The sequence below is a fragment of the Acinetobacter sp. 797_lipA genome (genome assembly GCF_058243025.1).
Genome location: NZ_JBZAYQ010000001.1, coordinates 1,337,159 through 1,360,836, shown reverse-complemented (window position 1 = coordinate 1,360,836; position 23,678 = coordinate 1,337,159). Strand labels below are relative to the sequence as shown.

Below are 23,678 nucleotides of genomic sequence, written 5' to 3'. Positions count from 1 at the left end.
TCCATATCTTTTGTTGATGTTGTTATGAGTCTGGTTGGTGCTTATGCATCGACCAGTTTTTCTTTTGCAATGACAATGCCGTTATTATCCGCATAGAGATAATGACCTGATTGAATGGTGACACCACCAAAATGCAAGCTGATATCAACTTCCCCTACACCTTTACGGTTACTTTTTTGTGGAATAGCAGCTAAAGCATGCACACCTAAATCTAGTTCAGCAATGGCATCTACATCACGGACACAGCCATAAATCACCACACCATTCCAGTGATTTTTGACTGCTGACTCTGCAATTAAGTCTCCCATCAAGGCACAGCGCATCGAAGCGCCACCATCCACAACCAATACTTTACCCGTACCATCTGTTGCTAACAGCTCTTTCACCCGAGAGTTATCTTCAAAGCATTTAACCGTAACCACCTGACCACCAAAGGTTTTACGCGCACCATAGCTCTTAAAGAACTTACCATCCATTGATGGGCTGACCACTTGTAAATCAAGTTCAGGATGATCATCCAATAAATCGCATGTCACAAATGCTGTCGTCACTACACTTCCCCTCATTTTGTCTTTTGTATGCGTAAATTATCATATATTTCAAATTTTTCGGTCTGCGTTTGGGCAGCCTCGACCATAGTATGAGCCACTTGTTCTGCTGTCACTGGCTTATATTTAAAATGCTTTGGTATAAAATGCGATAGTTTGGTATAAGCCTTTTGGAAAATATCTTCCGACATGCGACCTTCATTACGCTGTCCGATCAGTAAGGATGGCTGCATAATACTGACCTTATATAAATCGAGTCCACGAATGGTCTCTTCAAGCTCACCTTTGACGCGATTATAGAAAATTTTTGAATTGGCTTGCGCGCCCAAGGCACTGATCAACACATAATGGGTTTTGGTCAAAACAAACAATTCAGCAAAATGTGCATTCACCACATAGTCGATGGCATAAAACTGCTCTTTTGAGCCAGCTTTCTTTAAAGTCGTCCCCAAACAACTAAAAGCATGACTGTAGCCCTGAACATCCTCATGGTTGAGTAATAAAAAATCATCCAGCTCCAGTTGCTGAACTTTGTCATAGTGATCGAGCTGCACATTATGCTTTCTGACCACAGCCAGTATTTTGCTACAACTTGGCAGTTGTTGTAATTGTTGAATCAGGTTTATGCCCACCAAACCCGTTGCTCCAATCACAATCGCTTGTTCTATATTTTGTGTCATTTTTATACAAACTCCCATGCAGATGGCTAATCTTACCTTTTCTTTAGAATTTTTATGTATCTTAAATATAGTCAAAGCATGTCAAGACTTGACTTCACTGCGTATATTAATCAAAATATGCCACTTGTTTACGGGCTGGTGATTGTTCTTCTGATGTGGTTTTCAGTTTGAATTTCAGCCCGCCCAGACCAATCTATTTCAAGGAGTGCACGAGTGGCAAACTCTGCTCAAGCTAAAAAACGTGCTCGTCAAAACGTTAAAGCACGCAAACACAACGCAAGCTTACGTTCTATGGTTCGTACTTACATCAAACGTACAGTAGCTGCTATCGCTGCTGGTGATTACGCAGTTGCTTCTGAAGCATACAAAACTGCTGTACCAGTAATCGACCGTATGGCTGATAAAGGCATCATCCATAAGAACAAAGCTGCTCGTCATAAGAGCCGTTTAAATGCACAAGTTAAAGCTTTAGCTAACTAATTTATGCATTAAAAAAAGCCCTTTTTAAAGGGCTTTTTTTGTATCTATTTTTTGAACCTTCCAACGCCTAAACCTTTTCCAATACATCTTTTACTTAACAATACAGCTTAAAACTCAAATAGAATCTATCAACCCTCTCTAGCGGCCACGAGAACATCTACTTACAAAAAAAGCCCCCCTTTAGGGAGCTCTTTTTCATTTCATGTTAAATCATTTGCCAGATGAGCAGTGGTTTAATTCAAAAATTGAGTCTTCAGGTTTTTCACTAAAATACCAATATTTCTTGATGTTGCCCCAGCTAAAATCAAGCTTGTATTTTGGTTCAGCATTGTCCATCTTTGATTGTTATTTCCAGAGCAACCATATCGAATTGCAATCTGACGGTTATTTACTAAATTACCCGAGTTTAAATCTAAGCACTGTCCTGATTGTTTAATGGCAGACGTCGTCGCATCCATTGACCACACTTGTGCTGCATTATTCACCACACAGTCAGTCAAGGTGACTTTAGCACTTCCTCCATTACCCGTTAAACATTGTCCCATAGCCGCTTTGCTATGTATACGTCCTAAACTGTCATAAACCCACTGCTCAGTATCATCAGCAGTACAAGCCGACGGGCCACTAATGTAAACATCCATTTTTTTGTTCGCAGTTAACTCCGTTTTTAAACAGTTTTTGTTATTTTTCAACAATCCACTTTGTGCAAGTGGGTCATCTTGTTGTAAACCTAGCTGTTTGATAAAAGCATTGACTGCATCAATCGCAGCAGGTAGATCTTTGGCTAAATCATCATAATAAACATTTACCCAACGATTTAAACGCATCCACCTAGTTTCTTGCTCTTCATAACGCTCAAGTACCTGCTGTGCAGCTAAACTCATCTCATTTTTATATGACTTATAAGCCTGATAAAGCATTGAACCATTTGGTGACAAAACAATAATATTGTTCGCCGCTTGATTCAGTAGCTCTTGCTCAAGTAGAGGCAACTCTACATCGCGTAAGGTTTTATAACCCTGTGCTTTACCAATCTTAACTGCAGGTGTAATAGCCGTAGCATATTGGGGAATCACTGTAGTCGATAATAATTTGGCAGCAGCATTGGCCTGCTTACAATATAAATCAACTTTTTGAGGGTGATCTGCAAGTGCTAAATTGACATGTAATTTATTGGCATTACTACCTAATCGTGTCGGAGCCAGTGCAATATTGGTCACTGTATTTGGATACTGTACATTTAACCAACATGCATCCTGATTTAACGCCGTATTTGCAGCGGGTAAATCATAGACATTACCCCAATTTGAACGTGCCGCAGGATATAGTAGCCCAACCTTTGCAACAGGGTCATAGCCACCCAAAATAGTCACTACAGGCTCACCAAAGACACGTGGGCGTAAATAGTTTTGCTTTGGTTGATACCAAACAGGTGCAGCAGAATCTGGCATAGTAGGTTGAGCCACTTCCATCTGCCGTGTGACTTCATTCCATTTTTTATAACCCGTCGGTGAAGTCTTGTCCCACACATAACGGTTAAAGTGCGGTTGAATTTTTAAATAAGTGCTATAGCCCGTATAGTGGATATAACGTGAAACTGAGCTTGATGCATAACCGCCAGACATTGCATCTCGGCTATGTGGATATAAAGCTAAAAAATTTGCAATTCCTGTAGAATTAGCCCATAAATCCTTATTATTCCAAATCAAATTACCCCGCATCATATTGCGATACGGAATGTAACCCCAACCACTATCCGCATGATGTGAAGTCCAGAACTGGTTATCACCCTCCTGCCCAGGATAATGCCCCAGTCCATAGTGGTGTCCAATTTCATGACTAAACTCGTTTCCAACCGAATCATACAACGTCAGCATGCCGTTACCACCACTTAAACCATGATTACTTTCGCCATTGGCATATTTTCCACGGCTATGGTGTGCAACTACGGTTTGGGTTAATTGTGGTTGATTTTGACTTGCCATCGAAGCACTGGTAATGCCCCAGTTTGCTAGATTAATGCCTACGCTAAATGTCGACTTACCCACGTTTTCACGCATGTCACCCTCATAAACCCCGCCTTGGCTGGCACTTGCCGTATCGTAAATCGTCCCGTCGGCAATCATGACGCGATCTAACTGAATATCATCATATTTTGCAACGGTCATTTCAGCAGCTGGAATCGTTTGAAAGTAATCTGAACCTGCCCGAACAGGATCATTCAGCATATAGTGACCATTGAAAACAGGGGGAGCTGTTAACATGCCGATACGAATATTATTTAAGACCAACTCTCCCGGAGAGGCAAAATCAATTTTATCTTCCGCAATTTGCCCCTGACGTCCAAGAGAATCTTTGAGCTGAATACGCAAACCTGGACGTATTTCATCCCAATTGAGTTGAGCACTCCACGCACGCTTACTATATTGCACACGCGCACGCTCATCGGTATTGGTTTGATCAGACTGAGGAATCTGAGTTGGATCGTTAAATGTAACTGTGCGGAGCAACTGATTATTCATGTAAATATCAGCACTCAGACCATCAATTTTCCCCATGCTATCAGTTGGCGTAACTAACAATAGCGCTTCTTTTTCCATCGTCAGACGCGGCATTTTTTTACTTTCATTACCATTTGGATCAACCACATGACTCTGACCAAATTGCAGCATTGCTTCGAAGTTACCAGTTAAGTCATTTCGTATCACACGCCTATTGGAGCTTGCATCGTAATCAAAATAACCCAATGTATTTCCATCAGCCACATCCTGTGTAGGTTCAGCATAGGTTTTCACTACAGACGTTGTAGAGTTTTCGGTTCCACTTTCTCCACCACACGCAGCTAACATCAGTGTTACAACGCAAAGACTTAGCTTGCAATACAAGAACTCATTCACACTTTTCACATCTCCCCCCCAAAATAGTCACAAATAAAAATTAAAAAACCATTAATAATTTATATAAATCAAAAGCTTAATTATTTAACACTATTTTCTATACATATTCAATTTACATAATTTGTCACTTCAGGACATATTTTTTATCGGTCTTGAAACTAAAGTCCGAAAAGTAAAAGTTCTGTGACAGGGCTTGAATTTATGAAAAATAATGATGAGTTATACATTTGAATTTGCACCAATATAGTGCCAATATTTATCAGTCAATTTCTTTAAAAAAATATATTTCAATTAATTTTCTTTGTAAGCACGTAGCTTATTTTAATTTTTAGATCCAAAATGATTAAAATCCCATAAATAAATTATGGTATTCTGTTTTCTTATAATGAAACCACATAGAATGTTCTACTGGGGAATAGCATGATTAATAAATTTCTTCCAACACTTGAAAAATTCCAACCGACAGAACAACAATATATTGAGTATTTTTATGCCAAAGGTGAAAAAGACATACTCGCCAAAGTCATCTCAAATATGCGCGGAACCGCAGAAATTCAGGCCTCTCAGGGCGTTGACGCGTGGTTAGGCTATGGCGTCTATTTACCTGCAATTGAACGTATTTTTGCACTGCACCAAGGGGAAACTGAATCTGAGTTTTATACCCGCACTCAATATCCAACCGATGTTGTCAACGCTTATACCCTTTCGAATCATGAAATTGCCACGTTAATTGCTGCAGATAAATACAATCGCATCCATCAGCACAGCGTAGCGGTGAATACCTCATTATGGCCGTTAAATGACGAAGGCTTGAGTATTGACTTGCTCGATTTTCCCAATCGACTCAAAGCAAAAATTTAAACTTATGTGGTATATCATTCAATAACAGTGACAAATGGTCGATCTATAAATCTCGTATATTCTTTTTCTCGTTCAAACGAACGCCTAAATGAATCAACGAGATTTATAGCTGATTTTTTATTAATAAACAAAACACTTACAGATTTTGAAACTCATGAATATTCAGCTCATTCATTTCCCCGCGCCAAATCCATTTCAATTTTGATTCCAAAAACACATCCCCCTCAAACCACACAAAAAGACCTTCCATCATTTTCGGCCAGTCTTCTTTGGTCACAATCGTGCGCCCTGAAATAACCGCCAAAATCGCAGCTAAAATCGTGTCATGACTGACCGCAAGGCTCAAACCATAAGGATTGTTCGGATGCGTGTTATATATGAGTTCCAATACATCTACTACGCCATGAATCGGATGCTTCATACCGGGTAAGGCATTATTAACAAAGCTATTAATAAATCCTAGAGCACCTTGACGCTGAAAATAAGGCCCAGCTTGCTTAATATCCAAAACAAAACTGCCTGGCTCAACCAATAAACCTTGTTCGATAATTTCAATACGGTGGGTATTTGGCTCAAGGGTTTGTCCATCTGCCCCTTGAATCATTAGCGCAGCGGTATCAATACAACGTTGAATTGGGCTAGAAATACAGTGTTGTATCACTCGATCCGTATTATCGATCAGATAAGAACCCCAAGCCTCCGCCAAATCTCGCCCTTGATGCGTCAACTGTAAATCATAGCCTGCAAGCCCCTGACCCGTAACAACTTCACGAATGGAATGACGTGTAAACAACGTCACTGGCGTTTTTGCATCTGGCAATAAATCGATTGCCTTCAACATACTAGGCGGGAGTAACTCTAAGGCCATAATCACTAGCAACTCAATAATTCAAAAAACACTATAGCACGCTCAGTTTTTAGCTCAAGCCGACGAAGGCATTAGTTCAAGTGCTTGTAATGCCAGTTTTTTCATATCGTTATTTCGATATGCAATAAAACCGCCATTCAGTAAACTCAATCTTTGGTTATATACGAATGGTCGTCCCTGAAAATCAACCAAACCACCACCGATCCGCTCCAATAAACACTGTCCAGCACTGGTATCCCACTCACTCGTTGGGTGAAAGCGCGGGTAAATATCGACTCGATCTTCCAACACCATACAGAACTTATATGCACTCCCTGCTCGATACTCTTGAATAGGCGTAAGTTTTTCTAACTGCTCTAAATACACTTGGTACTGCGGTTTACTCTGACTACTTTGGCTTAAGCCGACTTGAACAGCACTGTAGTTTTCAACTGGAACATATACAGACCATACGTCTTTTTCAATATTGTATTTTAAAGGCTGACCTTGTAGTGGACAGAAGTAAATTTGCTGTTCACAAGGAATAGCCAGCACAGCAAAAGTTGTATGCGCACCCTCAATAAGACTGAGATTAATGGTGAATTCAGGACGTTGATGCAAAAATTCTTTGGTGCCATCTAAAGGATCAAGCATCCAAAAAGACTGCCACTGCTGTCTATGCGCATGCTGCCCTTCTTCAGAAAGAACAGGCAAATGAGGAAAGGTATTATTTAAAGCATCAGTAATAAATTGATTGACACGATAGTCCGCTTGCGTAACGGGTGAATGATCGGATTTTCGTTCAACTGTAAAATCACCACCTGCAACATAAGCTTGATACTCTGCTCGTAAAATCTCGCACGCTTGAGTCACAATCGGTACAAGTTGCAATATCAGTGCATCTTGAGGTGCAGTTGTGGGCTTAAACATGAGACCGCCTTATTATTCATTAAGTTATAGATCGAGAAGTTCATCTATTGGGATAGCAGCATGCTGATCGCCTCGTATTCAACGGTATACTGTCACCTCAAAGTGAGAACACGCGAACACTTTTTCAACACTGCCTTAAAAATATTATACGCCTAAGACACTCAGGAAATATCACTCAATTCCAATTCTTCTTTTGACTTTGGGTTGAGTAGTCCAATCAACCTGACTTTGCCTTTACCCACACCTTAAATATTGAGACTAGAGAAAGTCACAAGCTGACCGTTTCTAATTTGTGCTTACGCTTAATTTCTTTTCAGCTTTATACATCCAAGTGATTTCTTTATGAAAAATCATCGCGCAAAAAAATCCCACGCATGGGAGCGTGGGATATAAAACAAGAAAAGCTACAGCGCTTTAATTTCGAGTATAGTATAAACCTGTATTTCAAATACATCAATTAAAAAAATGCGGTATCCCTGCAGTTTTTTTAAATTACTTTACAGCGACTCATTTTTATCTGAACACTTCACTTCTAATTGATACTCATCCTGCGTCACTTTGATCTTAATCTTTTGATACTTTCTTTTATTCGGATCCATAGCCGAACTAGCGACTTCATGCAAAAACTTTCGGTCATTCATAAGCTCGCTATATGCTTTATAACCAATCAAAATCTTTTCAGGCTTTTTATTTTTGGAAATTAATTCTTTTAGAATATCGTCTAGTTCATTTGCAGTAACAATTGACATATCGAAGCAACTCAAAATAAAAAAGATTATCCATGAACAATATGATCAAAAGATGTCAAAAATCATCTTTCTCACTATTTTCATTTCAATAGAAAAATAAAAGCCCGATCAGTATAAAAACAAATCGGGCTTTTAGTCTGCAATCACTCAGACCAGAAAGTTATTATAATAAAAAACCTGTTTACCTCTCTCCAAATAAACAGGCTTAACTGCACAAACATCATCTAATCATTATATTTTCATTTCTTTATGTCACACACTCTACAGACCAAATATTTCAGATAAATGAAACCTTAGGTTTTTTAACACAATTGAATACTTAATCATCATTACGTAAAAAGGTTAACTCATATTCATCGTGCGTAATTTTAATCTTGGTATTGCGATAAGTCCGCTTATTTGGATCTAAAGATGAACTCATTACATTTTCTGCAAATTTTTTATTCGACATAAATTTTGCATAGAGCATATAACCAATACGGATTTTTTTAATGGCCTTTTTCTTACCTTTTGCTTCATATTTATCCAAGGTTTCATCTAAAAAATCTAGATTTAATTCACTCATCCATTCCTCTCTATTTTATTCTCATTCGCCACATCTTTTTTAACCGATTCTTGTTTAAATAACCAGCAAAACCACTTTATTTTTATTTTCATTTTTGTTAGAAAACTTACTTTTATTGCTCTGGGCTGGATACAACGAATCTTTCTCTGTCAGCTGAAGTGGTTTAACTTTAGCTTCAAACATAAAAACTACCCTCAGGTGGTTTTTATGGTATCAATATAAAATGAACATTTGATGAAATAGACATGAGAGCCGAATAGCTAAGTATTACTGAAAAGCTGACAAAACCAATGATGCTGTCCGTTGTAATCCATGGCTGATTTAGGTCAGCAGCAACAGTAGAGGTTTTCGATAATAATGACAGCTCTAAGTGTTCTCATCGGATGTTTATAAAAACTCTTCCTTCTCCATCAAGGTAAATCATTCCTTATGCTGGAATTTCAATATTGTTATGGATCAATGCACAGTTAACACGTCTTATATGCTCTTACTTAAAAAATTGAGATCCTGTATTCTTCAATTTTTGACAATGGGATATGCAAGTCCGTAATCTTATACAGCTATACGCTATAATTACGCCATATTTGCATAAAGCAAAACTGCTAAATCGGTTGCTAACTGTTTTCTATCGCGATTGCTGAACTTTGAAATATTGGAGATTTTTTGAGTGGAAAAGCCAATTATCATTTTTGATATGGACGGTACATTACTGGATCTTGCCTATGATGATTTTATTTGGAATCATCAGCTTCCTATCCGTTATGCTGAACAACACCAGTGCTCTTTAGAACAAAGTACTCAGGCCCTGTTTCAGTTTTATCAAACCCATAATCACACACTCAATTGGTATTCTACGCGCTTTTGGACAGCTAAAGTCGGCGTAGACACGCTCGCTTTGCAGCAGGAATTTAAGCATAAAGTTGGCCTGCGTGAAGGCTGTATTGAACTTCTCGACTATTTAAAAAGTAACGGCTACCCTTGCTGGCTTGCCACTAATGCGGACTGTGAGGGACTCAAGTTCAAACTCGAACACACGAAACTGGCCTCATATTTCGATGTCATCATTAGCAGCGAAACCCTCGGTCATGCCAAGGAATTTACTGAGTTTTGGCAACATCTCCATGAACGCCATCCTTTTGCAGCCACACAGTGTTACTTTATCGATGACACTGAAAAAGTACTAAAGGGTGCTGAAAGTTATGGTATTCAAAACCTATTTACCATTGCTCAACCCTCATCACTAGGTCAAAGCAAGACATCCAGCCCTTATCCGATCTTAAATCAGCTCACCGATTTAATTCCTTATTTAGAGCAAGCTGAGGTCACGGCCAAATATGCGTAAATCCACTTTAGCGGAAGATGCTGTAGGCATGCGCATTGACAAATGGTTATGGGCAGCACGTTTTTTTAAAACGCGCTCCATTGCCAAAAATGCAATTGAGGGGGGCAAAGTTCACCACCATGGCGAACGTGTCAAAGTGTCGAGAGAAGTTCGGGTTGGAATGGAACTCACCATACAACAAGGTATTGACAAGAAAACCGTAGTGATCAAAGAACTCTCTGACGTGCGTGGCCCCGCTCCTGTTGCACAAAAATTATATGAAGAAACTGAAGTCAGTATTACACGACGGGAATTGATTGCAAGCCAAAGAAAGTTGCATAATCTAGCTCGACCTGATCATCGTCCAAGTAAAAAAGACCGACGCGATATCAGTAAGTTTAGACAAGAAAATGATCAACAATTTGACCAATATTGGTCTTATAATGATGATGAATGACATGCGTCATATTGTGTCGCACACGATCTGACTTTTATAGAAGATACAGACTAAATCTGTCACTATACTGAGCATATTCAGTAAATATCCGTGACATCGTTTTGAGGTTGTAAGATGGATGATAATAAAAGCAAGGCGCTCAATGCTGCGCTAAGCCAAATTGAAAAGCAGTTTGGTAAAAACACAGTAATGCGTCTTGGTGACAACACCGTACAAGCCGTTGAAGCGGTATCTACAGGTTCTTTGACACTTGATATTGCACTAGGCATTGGCGGCTTACCGAAAGGTCGTATCGTTGAGATTTATGGTCCTGAATCTTCAGGTAAAACAACCATGACTTTACAAGCGATTGCCGAATGTCAAAAAGCAGGTGGTACATGTGCATTTATTGATGCAGAACACGCTTTAGACCCACAGTATGCGCGTAAACTTGGCGTAGATATTGACAATCTACTGGTTTCTCAGCCTGACCATGGTGAGCAAGCACTTGAAATTGCAGACATGCTGGTTCGCTCTGGTGCTATTGACCTCATCGTTGTCGATTCTGTTGCAGCATTGACACCACGTGCGGAAATTGAAGGTGAAATGGGCGACTCGCACATGGGCCTCCAAGCACGTTTAATGAGCCAAGCATTACGTAAAATTACAGGTAATGCAAAACGCTCAAACTGTATGGTGATTTTCATTAACCAAATTCGTATGAAAATTGGTGTAATGTTTGGTAGCCCTGAAACCACGACTGGTGGTAATGCGTTGAAATTCTATGCGTCTGTGCGTTTAGACATTCGTCGCGTAGGTCAGGTCAAAGAAGGCGATGAAATCGTTGGTTCTGAAACCAAAGTGAAAGTTGTCAAAAACAAAATGGCACCTCCATTCCGCGAAGCGCTCTTCCAAATCCTATATGGTAAAGGCGTCAACCACTTGGGCGAACTTGTAGACTTAGCTGTTCAACAAGAAATCGTACAAAAAGCAGGTGCTTGGTATTCATACCAAGGTGATAAAATTGGTCAAGGTAAAAACAATGTGATCCGTCACCTTGAAGAAAACCCTCAGTTGGCTGAAACCATTGAGAAAATCATTCGAGAAAAACTACTGACGACTGCAAACGCTGCGCCTGTAGAAGAGAATGAAGAAGAGCCAGACTTTTTAGATGCTTAATTAAAAGTATCGAAAAAGATTAAATGTTATTACACGACATTTAGGCTTACACTCAGAAACGCCCTACGGGGCGTTTTGTTTATTCAGATCTATTTCATAGCCGATTATGCCTAATTCAAAATTCCCCAAACTCCTTGACTATGATGCTCTCAAACAACAATTTGGTGAGGAAGAATCCCCTGCTACTCAATACGGCCACACGCAGGTAACACAAGAAACTGATGATGCTTTAGATTTTGATGAAGAAAATCAGCCCAAACCCACAGGTTTAACAGGTTCTCGTCTACGTTCTTATGCCTTTGCTGTATTAACACGTAAGGAATATTCAAAAGCAGAATTGATTGAGAAACTGGCTACATGGGCGATGCACCGTGAAGAAGTGATTACACTGGTTGAAGAGCTTTCAGCACAAAACTATCAGAGTGATCAACGCGTAGCTGAGATCATGCTATCGAGCCAAAAGCGTAAAGGCAAAGGCCCTAATCGCATTAAAATGGCGCTAAAAACCAAAAAGATTGACACTGGTTTAATTTTAGAAGAATTGAAAGAAACGGATTGGGGCGAACAAGCCTATCAACTCAAAGTTAGAAAGTATGGAACTGAGGTCGCAACAGATCCAAAACTAAAAGCCAAGCAAATCCGTTTTTTAATGTATCGTGGCTTTGAAATGGACGCGATTATGAAAGCGATTTCTAGAAAAGTGGAAGATTAAACGGCTATTTACCTGCACTAGCCCACACATGATTGATCTGTCATCTAGCTATATCAAGAAAACGTAAACAGGCTTATCATCTATTAAACCATAAATGCTAAAAATCTAATTTACTGCAGCTCATAAGCTGACCAAGTGATGCCTAAGTTACCTTTATGTAGTGTCATCTTATAACCACCATCAACATTTGTATTATAGTAGTCACCAGATCTCACTTTGACACGCTGTACCGCACCATCAGACATTCGTACATCTAAATAATAATGCGAAAGCGAATGACGACGCGCGCCTACTCTCCAAACACCCTCGCTCTTCTCCTTATTTACGACCTGCACATCTTGAGAACTTAAAATACTATTATCATTTATGCTATTCACAATACGCACCAAACTCGCAGAATAAATACCAACAACAGGTATAGCAAGTGCGATCACCATGATCATTTGCCGCTTCATTTTCTGAGCAAACTTCTTTTTAAATACAATATATAGAGAAGATAATAGAAAGCTCATGCATATCAATGAATAAAATAAAAAAGCTAAATCGTAATGCTGGATAATACCCCTAAGAAATAAATAATTGCATACAAACATAATCAGAAAAGACAGCACTTCTGTAGAGATTTTAGCCTTTTGCATATAAATAATATAAAAATTATGATGCTTTGGATAACTAAGGTATAGATAAACCAAAGCCATACCATGAAATAAAAGATCTGACCAATCAAATATAGGGGCTAAAAAGAAAATAATAACCGTCAATACATCTAAAATTTTTCTAAATCTTAATGCATATTTTAAATATTTTTGTTGCTGTTCACTGGAAATATTTTTTGTATGTTCTTGTATAAAATTTTGTTCTTGCTCTCGTTTATTAACAACCTCAATATCTTCAAAATGTGCCATGAACATATTACAAATTCTTTTATATGACTCAAAATCTGAACTAATATTAACGATTTGATGATGCTGATCAATCAGTAGCAAACGACTTCTTTTTCTAAAAGATAAAATTTCATAGCCTTTTATTTCACTATAGAGCACTTTTTTAACAGTGAAAACTTTACGATAGAGAAGATGATCTTCATTAAAAACAATCTCGGTATTTATGCTTTCAAGCAACAAATAAAAAATGCAGAATAAAACACAGAGACAAGATACAACAAAGCCTATGGCAATATAATTTAAAAAACCATTTGAAATAAAATATAGAATTGAGAAATAGATAAAAATAGTGGTAATTGCAAAAAATAGAAGAAAAAGCAGAATACTTTTCACTTTCTCAGAGGATTCAATACTTACAACTAGACCTGCATCAATGCCATAGTAGTCTTTCATTTTTATTCTTTTTATTTATAAAACTGGTGGCAACCCTACCAGCAAGACTTCGGCACATCATATTTCTACTACCGTTGCTACCTTCCGGTCCTGGCGGGGTTCGTAGAGTACAATTGCGAAGTAACCAGCAGGGCTACCATTGCAAGAACAGAGTATAGAGATTTTTCCCTAAGTTGCAAGCCTATAAACAACTTTTCAATAAGCATTTCATTCAATTGACTATTTATAAAACAAACTCAAGAAAAATCGCTCAATTATTGGTAACGACTAGGCTACATTCATTTACCTAAATATACGACAACAATGTAAAAGCTTATTGCAATTCATAACGTTGCCGTTTTTAATGGGGTAAATGAATTTTGTTTGATGTATTCCCCATCAAAGCCTTATAACACGGATATTTTATGATGCTAAAGAAGCATAGCCTATGTGCCCTCACCCTACTTTGCACAACGCCTGTTTTCGCCAATATTCCAATTGAATCTCGTGGCTTAAGCCAAACAACGAACAATAGTGTCAACTCAACCAGCGTCGCAGTAGACACGGGCGCCAGCACAACAGCGACCAATATTAATTGGCAAATCATGCAAAAGAACCAACAATTAGAAAGTGATTTGCGTAGCTTACGCGGCAAACTTGAAGAACAAGACAATGAGATCGCTCAACTCAAACATGAGTTGGAAAACCGTTACGCTGACCTAGATCAACGCTTAGAGTTACTTCAGCAAAAAATAGACCCTGAAGCGAGCAATACAACGGAGGATAACCAACAGGATACTCCTCCCAGTAACACCACAATCACCAACGCCAGCAGTAGCACAACCGCGGCCGCAGTAAACAAAGCACCTATAGTGGTCAGTACTCAAAACACATCAGAACCATCTGAGCTAGAAAAAGCCGCGTATACTGTCGCATTGGATGCCTATAAGCAAGGTGGTGCGAAGAAAGCGATTGCACCCATGCAAAATTTTATTAAAAACAACCCCAACAGTGTTTACATCAGCAATGCATATTTCTGGTTAGCGGAATTTAATTTAGCGATTGAACCTACCAACTATGCAGAAGCGAAAAAGAACTACGGGATTGTAGCAAACCAATACCCAAACTCTTCGCGCGCACCTCGAGCCGTCTATCAACTCTATAATATTGCCAAAGAAGTGGATAAAAACTCGACTCAGGCCAACCAATACAAAGCCAAACTTCTTAAGCAATATCCCAAGTCTGAAGAAGCCTCTTTCTTTAAAAAATAATTTTCCTACAGATATAAAAAAAGACACGCGAAGTGTCTTTTTTTATCTTTGGATTAAACTTAACGCACAATGCCACGCTCTGACTGTTCTAAGGAGTCAATGAGCAATTGTACCTCAGCGACTTCAGGCAAAATTTCTGCACGGATACGTTCTAAAGCCTGCTCTGTCGTCAAACCTTCTTTATAGATCAGTTTAAATGCTGTACGTAAACCTTGAATCACATTTTTAGACCAACCTTTACGACGCATACCTTCAACATTCATCGCAAAAGCATGTGCAGGATTACCAGAAACCATCACATAAGCAGGGACATCTTTTACAATCAATGATGCACCACCAATCATGCTATAAGAGTCAATCTTACAGAATTGGTGTATACCCGAGTTACCGCCGACAATCACATAGTCACCTACATGAACATGGCCAGCCACGCCGACATTGTTTGCAAAAATATTATGATCACCGACCACACAGTCGTGTGCAATATGCGTATTTACCATCAATAAATTATGGCTACCAATCTTGGTTATACCGTGATCCTGAACCGTGCCACGGTGTAAACTACAATGTTCACGAATTTTATTATGGTCACCAATTTCTAACCAGGTTTCTTCACCTGCATATTTTAGATCTTGGCAGACCTCACCCACGCTTGCGAATTGGAAAATTTCATTGTGTTCTCCAATACGTGTATAACCACCGACCACTACGTGCGAATGTAACTGCGTACCTGCACCAATAGTGACATTTGGACCAATAATACAATACGGTCCAATCTTTGCATCTGCTGCAATCACGGCAGATGCATCGATGATTGCTGTTGGGTGAATAAATTCGTTATTGCTCATGATTGCTCTATTTTCTGATGCGAAACCATAATTTCCGCAGATGCTGCTACTACACCGTCAACGGTGGCAATACAATTATATTTGTAAATACCACGTTTCTGCATAACCAATTCTGATTTTAACACCAATTGATCGCCTGCAACGACTTGCTTTTTAAAGCGAACTTTCTCCGCGCCTGCAAACAAGAACAAAGAACCTTCACTCGGTTTCTCATTATTCATGATGAAACCAAGAATACCTGAAACTTGCGCTAATGCTTCGACAATCAAAACACCAGGCATAATTGGATAATTAGGGAAATGGCCTTGAAGAAACTCTTCATTAATAGACACATTTTTATACGCCACAATTCCATTTTCAGTCACATCAACAACACGATCGACCAATAAAAAAGGATAGCGGTGTGGTAAGTACTCACGAATAGTTTGAATCGTCATTGGCAATTCAGGTTTCGTGAAACTAGTAGAATTCGACTCAGTCATCATATTTCTATTTACGCAATTTAATTGTTGATTCAAGGGACTCGATTTGAGCCTGCATATGATCAAGTTTTTTTACCAATTGGGTCAATGGCACATCTGCTAATTGTCTTAAACGAACAACGGTGCGTTTCCACTTTTGATTTTCAAACAGCCCAATTCCTGAAGAATACGTTCCAGCCACAGAAATATTATTTGTGACCATTGACATTCCAGTTAAAGTGACATTATCAACAATATTTAAGTGCCCTGCAATTGCAGACCCACCACCTACGATGCAATTTTTGCCAATGGTTGTACTACCGGCTATTGCAGTATTGGCAGCAAAAGCCGAATTGGCACCAATTTTAGCGTTATGGGCGATTTGCACAAGGTTATCAATAATGACACCATCTTCCAAAATTGTGTCATCCAATGCACCGCGATCAATACTACAATTTGAACCAATCCGCACATCATTTCCAATGATGACCGAACCCAATTGAGCAATTCGATGCCATTTCCCTTGATAAGGAGCAAAACCAAAACCTTCACTACCAATCACAGTATTGGCATGAATACGTACACGATCACCAATTTTGCATGACATCAGATTTACATGCGATTCAATTAAACCGCAGCGGCCAATTTCAACGCCATCACGTATGCTGACATGTGAATGGATAATCGTGTCATCGCCAACAACGCAATTTGCACCAATGACTACATAATGACCAATATAAGCAGTATCTGAGATGATTGCAGAAGGATGTATCTGTGCAGTGCTTTCAATGCCCTGCTCAGTGTGTTTGGCCTCAAAAGCATGAGTTAAAATGGCAAAGGCCAAATAAGGATTGGCAACAACAATAAAGTTTTGATGTTCAACCAAGAGATCTTTCAGATCTGCTGTAACAATAAATGCTCCAGCTTTAGACTGCTGTGCTTGCTCTAAGTACTTTTCACCATTTACAAATGCAAGATGTCTAGATTCTGCCGAATCTAGACTTGCTAATCCCTTAAGGATTAAATCAGCTTGACCTACACACTCACCTTGGACTAAACGAGCAAGATCTTCTAAGCGGTACTGTTGAGGATTCATTGATTACTTAATTGCGTTAACCTTTTGAATCATTTTATCAGTTAAATCATACTTAGCGTCATAGGCAAGTGCTGAGTTTTTATTCAAAACAACATCTAATTGATTTTCTTTACGCAATTGTTCAGCAACTTGCTTCACACGACCATCAAATACAGTACGTACTTGCTGAATAGAGCTTTGCACACTGCTTTGCATGGTTTGTTGTAAAGTATTGAACTCGTTCATTTTGGTTTGATACTGAGTCACCATTTTTTGCTTATCCGCAGCGCTCAGCTTATCACCTGTTTGTAAACGCTGTTGTAAGTCTTGAAGCTCTTTACTAAGTTGATCAAGCTTCGTACTTTGCGGTTGAATTTTCTGTTGAAAACTCGAATTTTGCTGTTTTAAATAGGTACTATTTTCAACAACACGCTCAAGATCCACCACACCATAGCCAGCAGCATTCGCCACTGTAGAAGTTAATGCTGTAAGTGTTAAAGCTGTAAGAAATTTTTTCATATTTATATCTTTCATGTAGAGAAACGGTCGACCTTAGAAGGTACGACCGATTTCAAATTGAATGTTCTTTGTTTCATCGCCATCTTTATCATTCAATGGATATGCATAGCTGAGAGACAATGGACCAATCATCGTAATCCATGTAAAGCCTACACCCACGCTATAACGCATGTTATCAACATCGAAACCGAAGTTGTCTTTACAATATTGCTTAGAGTCTACATCAGCACCATTCACATAAATGGTTGAACTCGATACATTACATTGAGTATCAAAAACTTGTGCACCTTCAGCAAACAGTACTGGACGGACTTGACGTGTCCAATCCCCTTTAAATGGTAAAGGCAAAGCCAATTCTGTACCAAATTGAATCAACGCATTACCACCGACTTCTTCAGGGTCATAATCAACATCATCAGATTCACTGTACGTTACACCTGGATACTTTGGACCTAATGTGCTGTTGTCATAACCACGGACTGAACCAAAACCACCTGCATAGAAGTTTTTATAAAATGGTAAGTCATTACCATAGCCTAACTTACCATAACCGCGAAGTACGAAGTCTTTGCCTAATGGGAAATAAGCTTGCGCATCATAAGTCAGTTTTTGATATTCAACATCACTGCCTGGTAGTGCAATTTCACCATTTACACGATGCGACATACCAGATGTAGGGAACACCGGACGGTTTAAAGTGTTATATGACCAACCCAAGTTTAAGTTATACGTTAGGAAATCACCGTTAAATTCATTATCATAATCAACAGTCTGACCATTACATTTCGTACCAGTTATTTTTGTTGGATCAGCAGGATCCTCATACAAGTTTTCTATAGTACCAATACAAACATCTTCAGCTTTGCCAGTTGCCTTACCGCCATGTGCCAGCAAGTAATCACGCACATAGGTCGATACATACGGACCTGTGGTGACTTCAGTTTGGTCAATGTTTAAACCCGCACTAATGCTTTGGTTTTCATCAATGGGATAACCGAAATTGATACCACCACCAAAACTATCCGTCACATAGTTGTTGACGTTATAGTCTTCATCCAACTTGGTTTTACGGTAGTACATGTTATAACCACGACGTACACCATCAATCGTAAAGTACGGGTCCGTCACACTTAGGTTGTAATAATCTTGTGTTTGTGAGCGGGATAAATCAATGGCAACAGAGTTACCTGTGCCCATGAAATTAGTTTGACTTAGACCCGCTTGGAAGGTTATACCGCCGCTTTGCGAGAAACCAACTGCCAAGGTACTGGTACCCGAGTGCTGCTCTTCAACATTAATATTTAAATCAACTTGGTCGGCTGTGTTCGGAACACGTGCAGGTTTGATATCTACAGTCTTAAAGAAACCTGTGCGCTCTAAACGAACTTTAGATAAATCAATTTTCTCATTACTTGCGAGTGCACCTTCCATTTGGCGCATTTCACGACGTAATACTTCATCCGCAGTTTTCGTGTTGCCGGTAAAGTTAATACGACGCACAGTGACTTGCTGACCTGGATTCACATAATAATTTAAATCCACCAGATGAGTTTCTTTATCAATCTGAGGCACGACGTTCACTTCTGCATAGTAATAACCTGCATTACCGTATTTACGTAGAAGCAACTGTTTAACCGCATTCACTTTTTCTTGTGAATAGATATCGCCATCTTTATATATTTGTAACGCTTTCAGTTCTGCTGGGGTGTATAAAGCATCGCCCAAAAATTTGGTTTCGCCAAATTTAAACTGTTCGCCTTCATCCACTGAAACTTCAACAAAAATATTCTTTTTATCTTCACTTAAATTTAAGCTTGAGTGATTGATATTAAAGTTGATATAGCCTTTGTTTAAATAAAGTGCACGTAAAGACTCTAAGCTTGCAGCCATCTTTTCACGTGCATAACGGTCACTACGTGAAATAATGGACGTCCAACCACTTTCTTTTACCGCAAACGCTTGTTCAATTTCGCTTTCTTTAAATACGGTATTACCAATAATATTGATATCTACAACTTTTGCAGCCTTACCTTCAACAAACTCAATAGTAAGATCTACACGGTTGTTCGGCTTCGCTGTTGTCACAACTTTTACATCAGCATCATAACGACCTTGCTGCATGTACTGTTGTTCAAGCTCAGACTCAACCGTCTGTAGCGCTGATTTTTTCAGCACTTCACCTTCGGTAATCCCCATCTTCTTCAAGCCTTCTTCCAAGGCCTCTTTAGGAATGAGTTTATTACCTTTAAATTCAACTTTAGAAATTAGTGGACGTTCGACAACTTTGAAAACCAGCGTATCACCCTGCTTTTCTGTTTTAATGTCATCAAACAAACCTGTTGCATATAAACTACGAATGGCATTGGCAAGTGCTGCATCGCTCACACGATCCCCACTATTCAACGGAATCATTCCATAGACATTTGCTGGCGTTAAACGAACAAGTCCATCAACCTTAATATCACGTACTATATAATCTTCTGCTGCATATACTTGTTGTACTGTTGCCATAGCACTGATGAGCGCCAAAGGCATAAATAAATGTGTGTGCTGCATGCCAGTTTTTTCCGATGTAAAATTTAATTCCGTATCTACGCTTTTTTACAAACGCATAAAATCATTGAATAGTGCCAAAAGCATCATACTTCCGAGCAATACCATACCAATTTTTAAACCAACCAATTGTATTTGTTCAGAAACAGGTTTACCACGTATTAGTTCTATAAAATAATAGACCAAATGTCCACCATCAAGCATAGGAATAGGCAATAAATTTAATATCCCTAAACTTACACTCATCAATGCCATAAATGAGATAAAAGTTTGCCAACCCATTTCCGCACTTTGTCCTGCGACTTTGGCAATCGTGATCGGTCCTGATAGGTTGTCTAGACCAATCAAACCGCGCACCATTTTCACAATCGAGTTCAAAATCATACTCGACAGTTGACCGGTTTTATCCACCGCCATCATGAAGGCTTCAGCAGGATTATATTGTATCGTTTGTTTATATTCTGTAGGAATACTGATTTTCCCAGGGTCACTTTGTACACCTAAGACACCAGAAACCTTGCCCATATTGTCGCGCTTACCTTGCGGCATCACTTCAAGCTGTACCAATTTATTTTGACGAAGCACATCAATTTTTAACAATTTCTCAGGCGAGGCTTGAACCACTTGAACCACATCAAACCAATCATTCATCTTGATGCCATCAATCGCGACAATTTTGTCACCTTGTTGCATACCCTGACGAATGGCTGCGCCATCTTCGCTCAACTTAGTCACGACCGCAGGAATTTTAGGTCGATAAGGCGTAAAACCCAGAACATCAAGCGGAGACTGTGTTTGATCTTTCAAGAAGTTTTGAATAGGCAAACTAAATGTCTTAACTTGTCCCGCACGTTCGGCCTGAATTTGGATTGATCCCGTTTCACCTACACGATCAACCAAGGCAAAATTCAACTTTTCCCAAGTGGGTGTCGTTAAGCCATCAACAGCGGTAATTTTATCGCCCACTTGCATTTGAACTTGTGCTGCAGATGTATTAGGTAGCACTTTACCCACACGTGTATTCAACTGCTCTTGTGCAGGCAAAAACAAAATCCAAAACAGAAAGATTGCAAATACCAAGTTAATCAATGGGCCAGCCGCAACAATTGCGATACGCTTCCAAGGTGATTGACGATTAAATGCTTTGGGCACATCCTCTTCAGCAACATCGCCTTCACGCTCATCCAGCATTTTGACATACCCCCCTAAGGGCAATGCTGAAAGCTGATATTGAATACCAGACTTTTTAGACGTCCACTTTAAAACCGTTGGTCCAAAACCAATGGAATAAACTAAAACTTTTACGCCCAATTTACGCGCAACAAAATAGTGCCCAAACTCATGTATTGCAATAAGTGGGCCTAAAAGCAAAATTGCCGCAACAATCATAAACAAGGCGCTCATGCTTAAATTCCTATATTCACCACATATTGCTGAGCAACATGACGTGCGTTTCGATCGGCTTCTAAAATAACATCAAGTTGTGTTGCTGCTTGATGTGGGATGGTATTCAAAGTGTGTTCAACAATAGCAGGAATATCCATAAACCCCACCTGTTGATTTAAAAATGCAGCAACCGCAATTTCATTGGCAGCATTTAAAATCGCAGGGGCTGTACCCCCAGTTTTCATCGCTTGACGTGCCAAGCTTAATGCAGGGAATCTATGCGTATCTGGCGCTTGAAAATCCAACTGATGATTTTTAAATAAATCTAAAGCTGGAACATGGGTTTGAATACGCTCAGGCCATGCCAAAGCATGTGCAATCGGCGTACACATATCAGGATTTCCCATTTGCGCCAATGTTGAACCATCCACATATTGCACCATGGAATGAATAATACTCTGCGGATGCACAACTACTGTAACAAAATGTTCTTCGATTGAAAAAAGATGACAAGCTTCAATTAGCTCTAACCCTTTGTTCATAAGGGTCGCCGAATCAACCGAAATCTTCTGTCCCATGGACCAATTCGGGTGTTTGCACGCCTGTGCAGGCGTTACATTGTGTAATTCATCTAAACTATGTTTTAGAAATGGCCCACCGGATGCGGTCAGAAGAATACCAGAGACGCCGAGTTTCGGCTGTCCGTGACGCTCAGCTTGTAAATAGGTCTGCGGCAAGCATTGGAAGATTGCATTATGCTCAGAGTCCACAGGAAGTAAAAGAGCCTGATGATCATGAGCAGCCTGCATCATGATGTCACCCGACATCACTAGTGCTTCTTTATTTGCCAAAAGGACACGCTTTCCTGCTTTTACCGCTGCTAGCGTCGGCATTAAACCTGCCGCACCCACAATCGCCGCCATCACCACATCCACTTCTGGATGTTCAGCAACTGCGATGAGGCCCGCCTCATCCGCCAAAATTTCAATGCTTTGCAAATTGGCTGCGACAAGTAGTTGGCGTAGTTCATCTACTTTTGCTTGAGGTACAACTGCAATTTGCGGTTGAAACTGCTGACAAATATCAACAAGCTCTTGCATCCGACTATGTGCCGTAACAGCAAACACACGATAGCGTTCAGCATGTTGATGCAATATTTTTAAGGTGCTCTGCCCAATCGAACCTGTAACACCTAAAATACAAACAGATTGAGACATTTACAAATCTACGCCAATAAGTTTTAACACATATACACCCGCAGCAAAGATAGGTGCAGCAGCCAGTAACGAGTCAATACGATCCAATACCCCACCATGCCCCGGCAAAATACGACCTGAGTCTTTAATTCCAGCACGACGTTTAATCATAGATTCAAACAAATCACCTAAAACTGAGCTAAATACAGTCACTACAGATAAAATAAGAAATAATAAATGCTGTGCGTACGTTAAGTCTAAATAGAGGATTTCAACAGCAACCACGATGATCATGGCCGTAATCACACCACCATAGAGACCTTCCAATGATTTATTTGGACTCACTTCAGGTGCAAGTTTACGCTTACCCAGTTTACGCCCAACAAAATATGCCCCGCTGTCAGCACCCCAAACCAATAAAAACAGGTACATCAGCCACCACGGAGACATCTTCCAGAGTGCAAAAATAGCGGTCACAGCTGAAGATATCAGAACAATACCAACCACCTTAAGGGTTGAATTATACCAAGCATCATAATTTGGATAGGATTTAACCCAATACAGGCTGAGCAGCCAACATAGGATAGAGGCAGCCCAAAGTAGAAGCGCAATATCGGTAAAGTATAAAGCAAGTGTAGCAAGGCCAGCACTTAGTAAACCAAAACCCCACACTAGAGGTTTATTAACATTTTTTGTTGTACGGGGCATGAGTTTAAACCACTCATAGCCTGCAACCCCTGCCGCAATAATCATCAGCACAAACATTGGATAGTGTGACTGGGTTGCAAACATACAACTCAGTACAACGGCCACCAAAACCAATGCGGTTATAATCCGCTCTAACATTT

Annotated in this window: 24 protein-coding genes and 1 other RNA gene; 7 read left to right on the top strand and 18 right to left on the bottom strand. The window is 39.6% G+C overall.

Annotation, left to right across the window (positions count from 1 at the left end):
- Positions 1-41: 41 nt before the first annotated feature.
- Together rraA and AC4CU2_RS06580 are read right to left on the bottom strand one after the other, a co-directional pair.
- Positions 42-566 carry a ribonuclease E activity regulator RraA gene (gene rraA, locus AC4CU2_RS06585; protein ID WP_130235142.1) on the bottom strand — a complete coding sequence of 175 codons (525 nt, stop codon included), beginning with the start codon at positions 564-566 and terminating at the stop codon, positions 42-44.
- Complete coding sequence (locus AC4CU2_RS06580; RefSeq protein ID WP_490768481.1) at positions 563-1,228, bottom strand: Rossmann-fold NAD(P)-binding domain-containing protein; 666 nt, start codon at positions 1,226-1,228, stop codon at positions 563-565. The genes rraA and AC4CU2_RS06580 overlap by 4 nt, the downstream gene beginning before the upstream one ends.
- A gap of 213 nt (positions 1,229-1,441) precedes the next feature.
- Between AC4CU2_RS06580 and rpsT the strand changes: the two genes are divergently transcribed.
- Complete coding sequence (gene rpsT / locus AC4CU2_RS06575; protein ID WP_004696602.1) at positions 1,442-1,708, top strand: 30S ribosomal protein S20; 267 nt, start codon at positions 1,442-1,444, stop codon at positions 1,706-1,708.
- Between the two features lie 233 nt (positions 1,709-1,941).
- Here rpsT and AC4CU2_RS06570 read toward each other — a convergent pair whose 3' ends face one another.
- Positions 1,942-4,557 carry a M66 family metalloprotease gene (locus AC4CU2_RS06570; protein WP_490769219.1) on the bottom strand — a complete coding sequence of 872 codons (2,616 nt, stop codon included), beginning with the start codon at positions 4,555-4,557 and terminating at the stop codon, positions 1,942-1,944.
- Positions 4,558-5,025: 468 nt separating this feature from the next.
- Between AC4CU2_RS06570 and AC4CU2_RS06565 the strand changes: the two genes are divergently transcribed.
- On the top strand, positions 5,026-5,466 hold the full coding sequence (locus tag AC4CU2_RS06565; protein WP_490768480.1) for a hypothetical protein: 441 nt from the start codon (positions 5,026-5,028) through the stop codon (positions 5,464-5,466).
- A 136-nt stretch (positions 5,467-5,602) separates the two neighbouring features.
- Here AC4CU2_RS06565 and AC4CU2_RS06560 read toward each other — a convergent pair whose 3' ends face one another.
- The 5 genes from AC4CU2_RS06560 to AC4CU2_RS06540 all read right to left on the bottom strand — a co-directional run bounded on the left by AC4CU2_RS06560 (position 5,603) and on the right by AC4CU2_RS06540 (position 8,740).
- Positions 5,603-6,334: a histidine phosphatase family protein gene (locus AC4CU2_RS06560; protein ID WP_004696597.1), complete on the bottom strand. Its 732-nt coding sequence runs from the start codon at positions 6,332-6,334 to the stop codon at positions 5,603-5,605.
- Between the two features lie 54 nt (positions 6,335-6,388).
- On the bottom strand, positions 6,389-7,243 hold the full coding sequence (locus AC4CU2_RS06555) for a 3'(2'),5'-bisphosphate nucleotidase CysQ family protein (protein ID WP_428869773.1): 855 nt from the start codon (positions 7,241-7,243) through the stop codon (positions 6,389-6,391).
- Between the two features lie 497 nt (positions 7,244-7,740).
- On the bottom strand, positions 7,741-7,992 hold the full coding sequence (locus tag AC4CU2_RS06550) for a hypothetical protein (RefSeq protein WP_005401037.1): 252 nt from the start codon (positions 7,990-7,992) through the stop codon (positions 7,741-7,743).
- A 319-nt stretch (positions 7,993-8,311) separates the two neighbouring features.
- Complete coding sequence (locus tag AC4CU2_RS06545; protein ID WP_004696593.1) at positions 8,312-8,557, bottom strand: hypothetical protein; 246 nt, start codon at positions 8,555-8,557, stop codon at positions 8,312-8,314.
- Between the two features lie 54 nt (positions 8,558-8,611).
- A complete protein-coding gene (locus AC4CU2_RS06540; RefSeq protein ID WP_490768479.1) occupies positions 8,612-8,740 on the bottom strand; it encodes a hypothetical protein in 129 nt (42 codons plus the stop codon).
- 484 nt (positions 8,741-9,224) lie between these two features.
- Between AC4CU2_RS06540 and AC4CU2_RS06535 the strand changes: the two genes are divergently transcribed.
- The 4 genes from AC4CU2_RS06535 to AC4CU2_RS06520 all read left to right on the top strand — a co-directional run bounded on the left by AC4CU2_RS06535 (position 9,225) and on the right by AC4CU2_RS06520 (position 12,205).
- Complete coding sequence (locus AC4CU2_RS06535; protein WP_490768478.1) at positions 9,225-9,899, top strand: HAD-IA family hydrolase; 675 nt, start codon at positions 9,225-9,227, stop codon at positions 9,897-9,899.
- Positions 9,892-10,335 carry an RNA-binding S4 domain-containing protein gene (locus AC4CU2_RS06530; RefSeq protein ID WP_348924444.1) on the top strand — a complete coding sequence of 148 codons (444 nt, stop codon included), beginning with the start codon at positions 9,892-9,894 and terminating at the stop codon, positions 10,333-10,335. The genes AC4CU2_RS06535 and AC4CU2_RS06530 overlap by 8 nt, the downstream gene beginning before the upstream one ends.
- A gap of 114 nt (positions 10,336-10,449) precedes the next feature.
- Positions 10,450-11,493: a recombinase RecA gene (recA, locus tag AC4CU2_RS06525; RefSeq protein WP_005401034.1), complete on the top strand. Its 1,044-nt coding sequence runs from the start codon at positions 10,450-10,452 to the stop codon at positions 11,491-11,493.
- A gap of 106 nt (positions 11,494-11,599) precedes the next feature.
- Positions 11,600-12,205 (top strand): regulatory protein RecX, encoded by a 606-nt coding sequence (locus AC4CU2_RS06520; RefSeq protein WP_490768477.1) that lies wholly within the window; start codon positions 11,600-11,602, stop codon positions 12,203-12,205.
- Positions 12,206-12,315: 110 nt separating this feature from the next.
- Here the strand turns inward: AC4CU2_RS06520 and AC4CU2_RS06515 are convergent, their stop codons facing one another.
- Both AC4CU2_RS06515 and ffs read right to left on the bottom strand, forming a co-directional pair.
- A complete protein-coding gene (locus AC4CU2_RS06515) occupies positions 12,316-13,542 on the bottom strand; it encodes a hypothetical protein (protein ID WP_490768476.1) in 1,227 nt (408 codons plus the stop codon).
- Positions 13,543-13,575: 33 nt separating this feature from the next.
- Positions 13,576-13,672: signal recognition particle sRNA small type (gene ffs / locus AC4CU2_RS06510), an RNA gene on the bottom strand.
- Between the two features lie 274 nt (positions 13,673-13,946).
- On the opposite strand from ffs, the gene AC4CU2_RS06505 reads away from it, so the two are divergent.
- Complete coding sequence (locus AC4CU2_RS06505) at positions 13,947-14,792, top strand: YbgF trimerization domain-containing protein (RefSeq protein ID WP_490768475.1); 846 nt, start codon at positions 13,947-13,949, stop codon at positions 14,790-14,792.
- 59 nt (positions 14,793-14,851) lie between these two features.
- Here AC4CU2_RS06505 and lpxA read toward each other — a convergent pair whose 3' ends face one another.
- From lpxA to AC4CU2_RS06465, 8 genes are all read right to left on the bottom strand, one after another.
- Positions 14,852-15,640, bottom strand: a complete 789-nt coding sequence (gene lpxA, locus AC4CU2_RS06500; protein ID WP_010326982.1) for an acyl-ACP--UDP-N-acetylglucosamine O-acyltransferase — start codon at positions 15,638-15,640, stop codon at positions 14,852-14,854.
- Positions 15,637-16,122: a 3-hydroxyacyl-ACP dehydratase FabZ gene (gene fabZ / locus AC4CU2_RS06495; protein WP_010326983.1), complete on the bottom strand. Its 486-nt coding sequence runs from the start codon at positions 16,120-16,122 to the stop codon at positions 15,637-15,639. Before fabZ ends, lpxA begins: the two co-directional genes overlap by 4 nt.
- A gap of 7 nt (positions 16,123-16,129) precedes the next feature.
- On the bottom strand, positions 16,130-17,197 hold the full coding sequence (gene lpxD / locus AC4CU2_RS06490) for a UDP-3-O-(3-hydroxymyristoyl)glucosamine N-acyltransferase (protein WP_201951671.1): 1,068 nt from the start codon (positions 17,195-17,197) through the stop codon (positions 16,130-16,132).
- Positions 17,198-17,200: 3 nt separating this feature from the next.
- A complete protein-coding gene (locus tag AC4CU2_RS06485; protein ID WP_201951673.1) occupies positions 17,201-17,695 on the bottom strand; it encodes an OmpH/Skp family outer membrane protein in 495 nt (164 codons plus the stop codon).
- A gap of 33 nt (positions 17,696-17,728) precedes the next feature.
- On the bottom strand, positions 17,729-20,206 hold the full coding sequence (gene bamA, locus AC4CU2_RS06480; protein WP_490769218.1) for an outer membrane protein assembly factor BamA: 2,478 nt from the start codon (positions 20,204-20,206) through the stop codon (positions 17,729-17,731).
- 90 nt (positions 20,207-20,296) lie between these two features.
- Complete coding sequence (rseP, locus tag AC4CU2_RS06475; RefSeq protein ID WP_287167592.1) at positions 20,297-21,652, bottom strand: RIP metalloprotease RseP; 1,356 nt, start codon at positions 21,650-21,652, stop codon at positions 20,297-20,299.
- Between the two features lie 2 nt (positions 21,653-21,654).
- Positions 21,655-22,851 (bottom strand): 1-deoxy-D-xylulose-5-phosphate reductoisomerase, encoded by a 1,197-nt coding sequence (gene ispC / locus AC4CU2_RS06470; RefSeq protein WP_490768474.1) that lies wholly within the window; start codon positions 22,849-22,851, stop codon positions 21,655-21,657.
- Positions 22,852-23,676, bottom strand: a complete 825-nt coding sequence (locus AC4CU2_RS06465; protein ID WP_004696564.1) for a phosphatidate cytidylyltransferase — start codon at positions 23,674-23,676, stop codon at positions 22,852-22,854. It abuts the gene before it with no gap.
- Between the last annotated feature and the right edge of the window lie 2 nt (positions 23,677-23,678).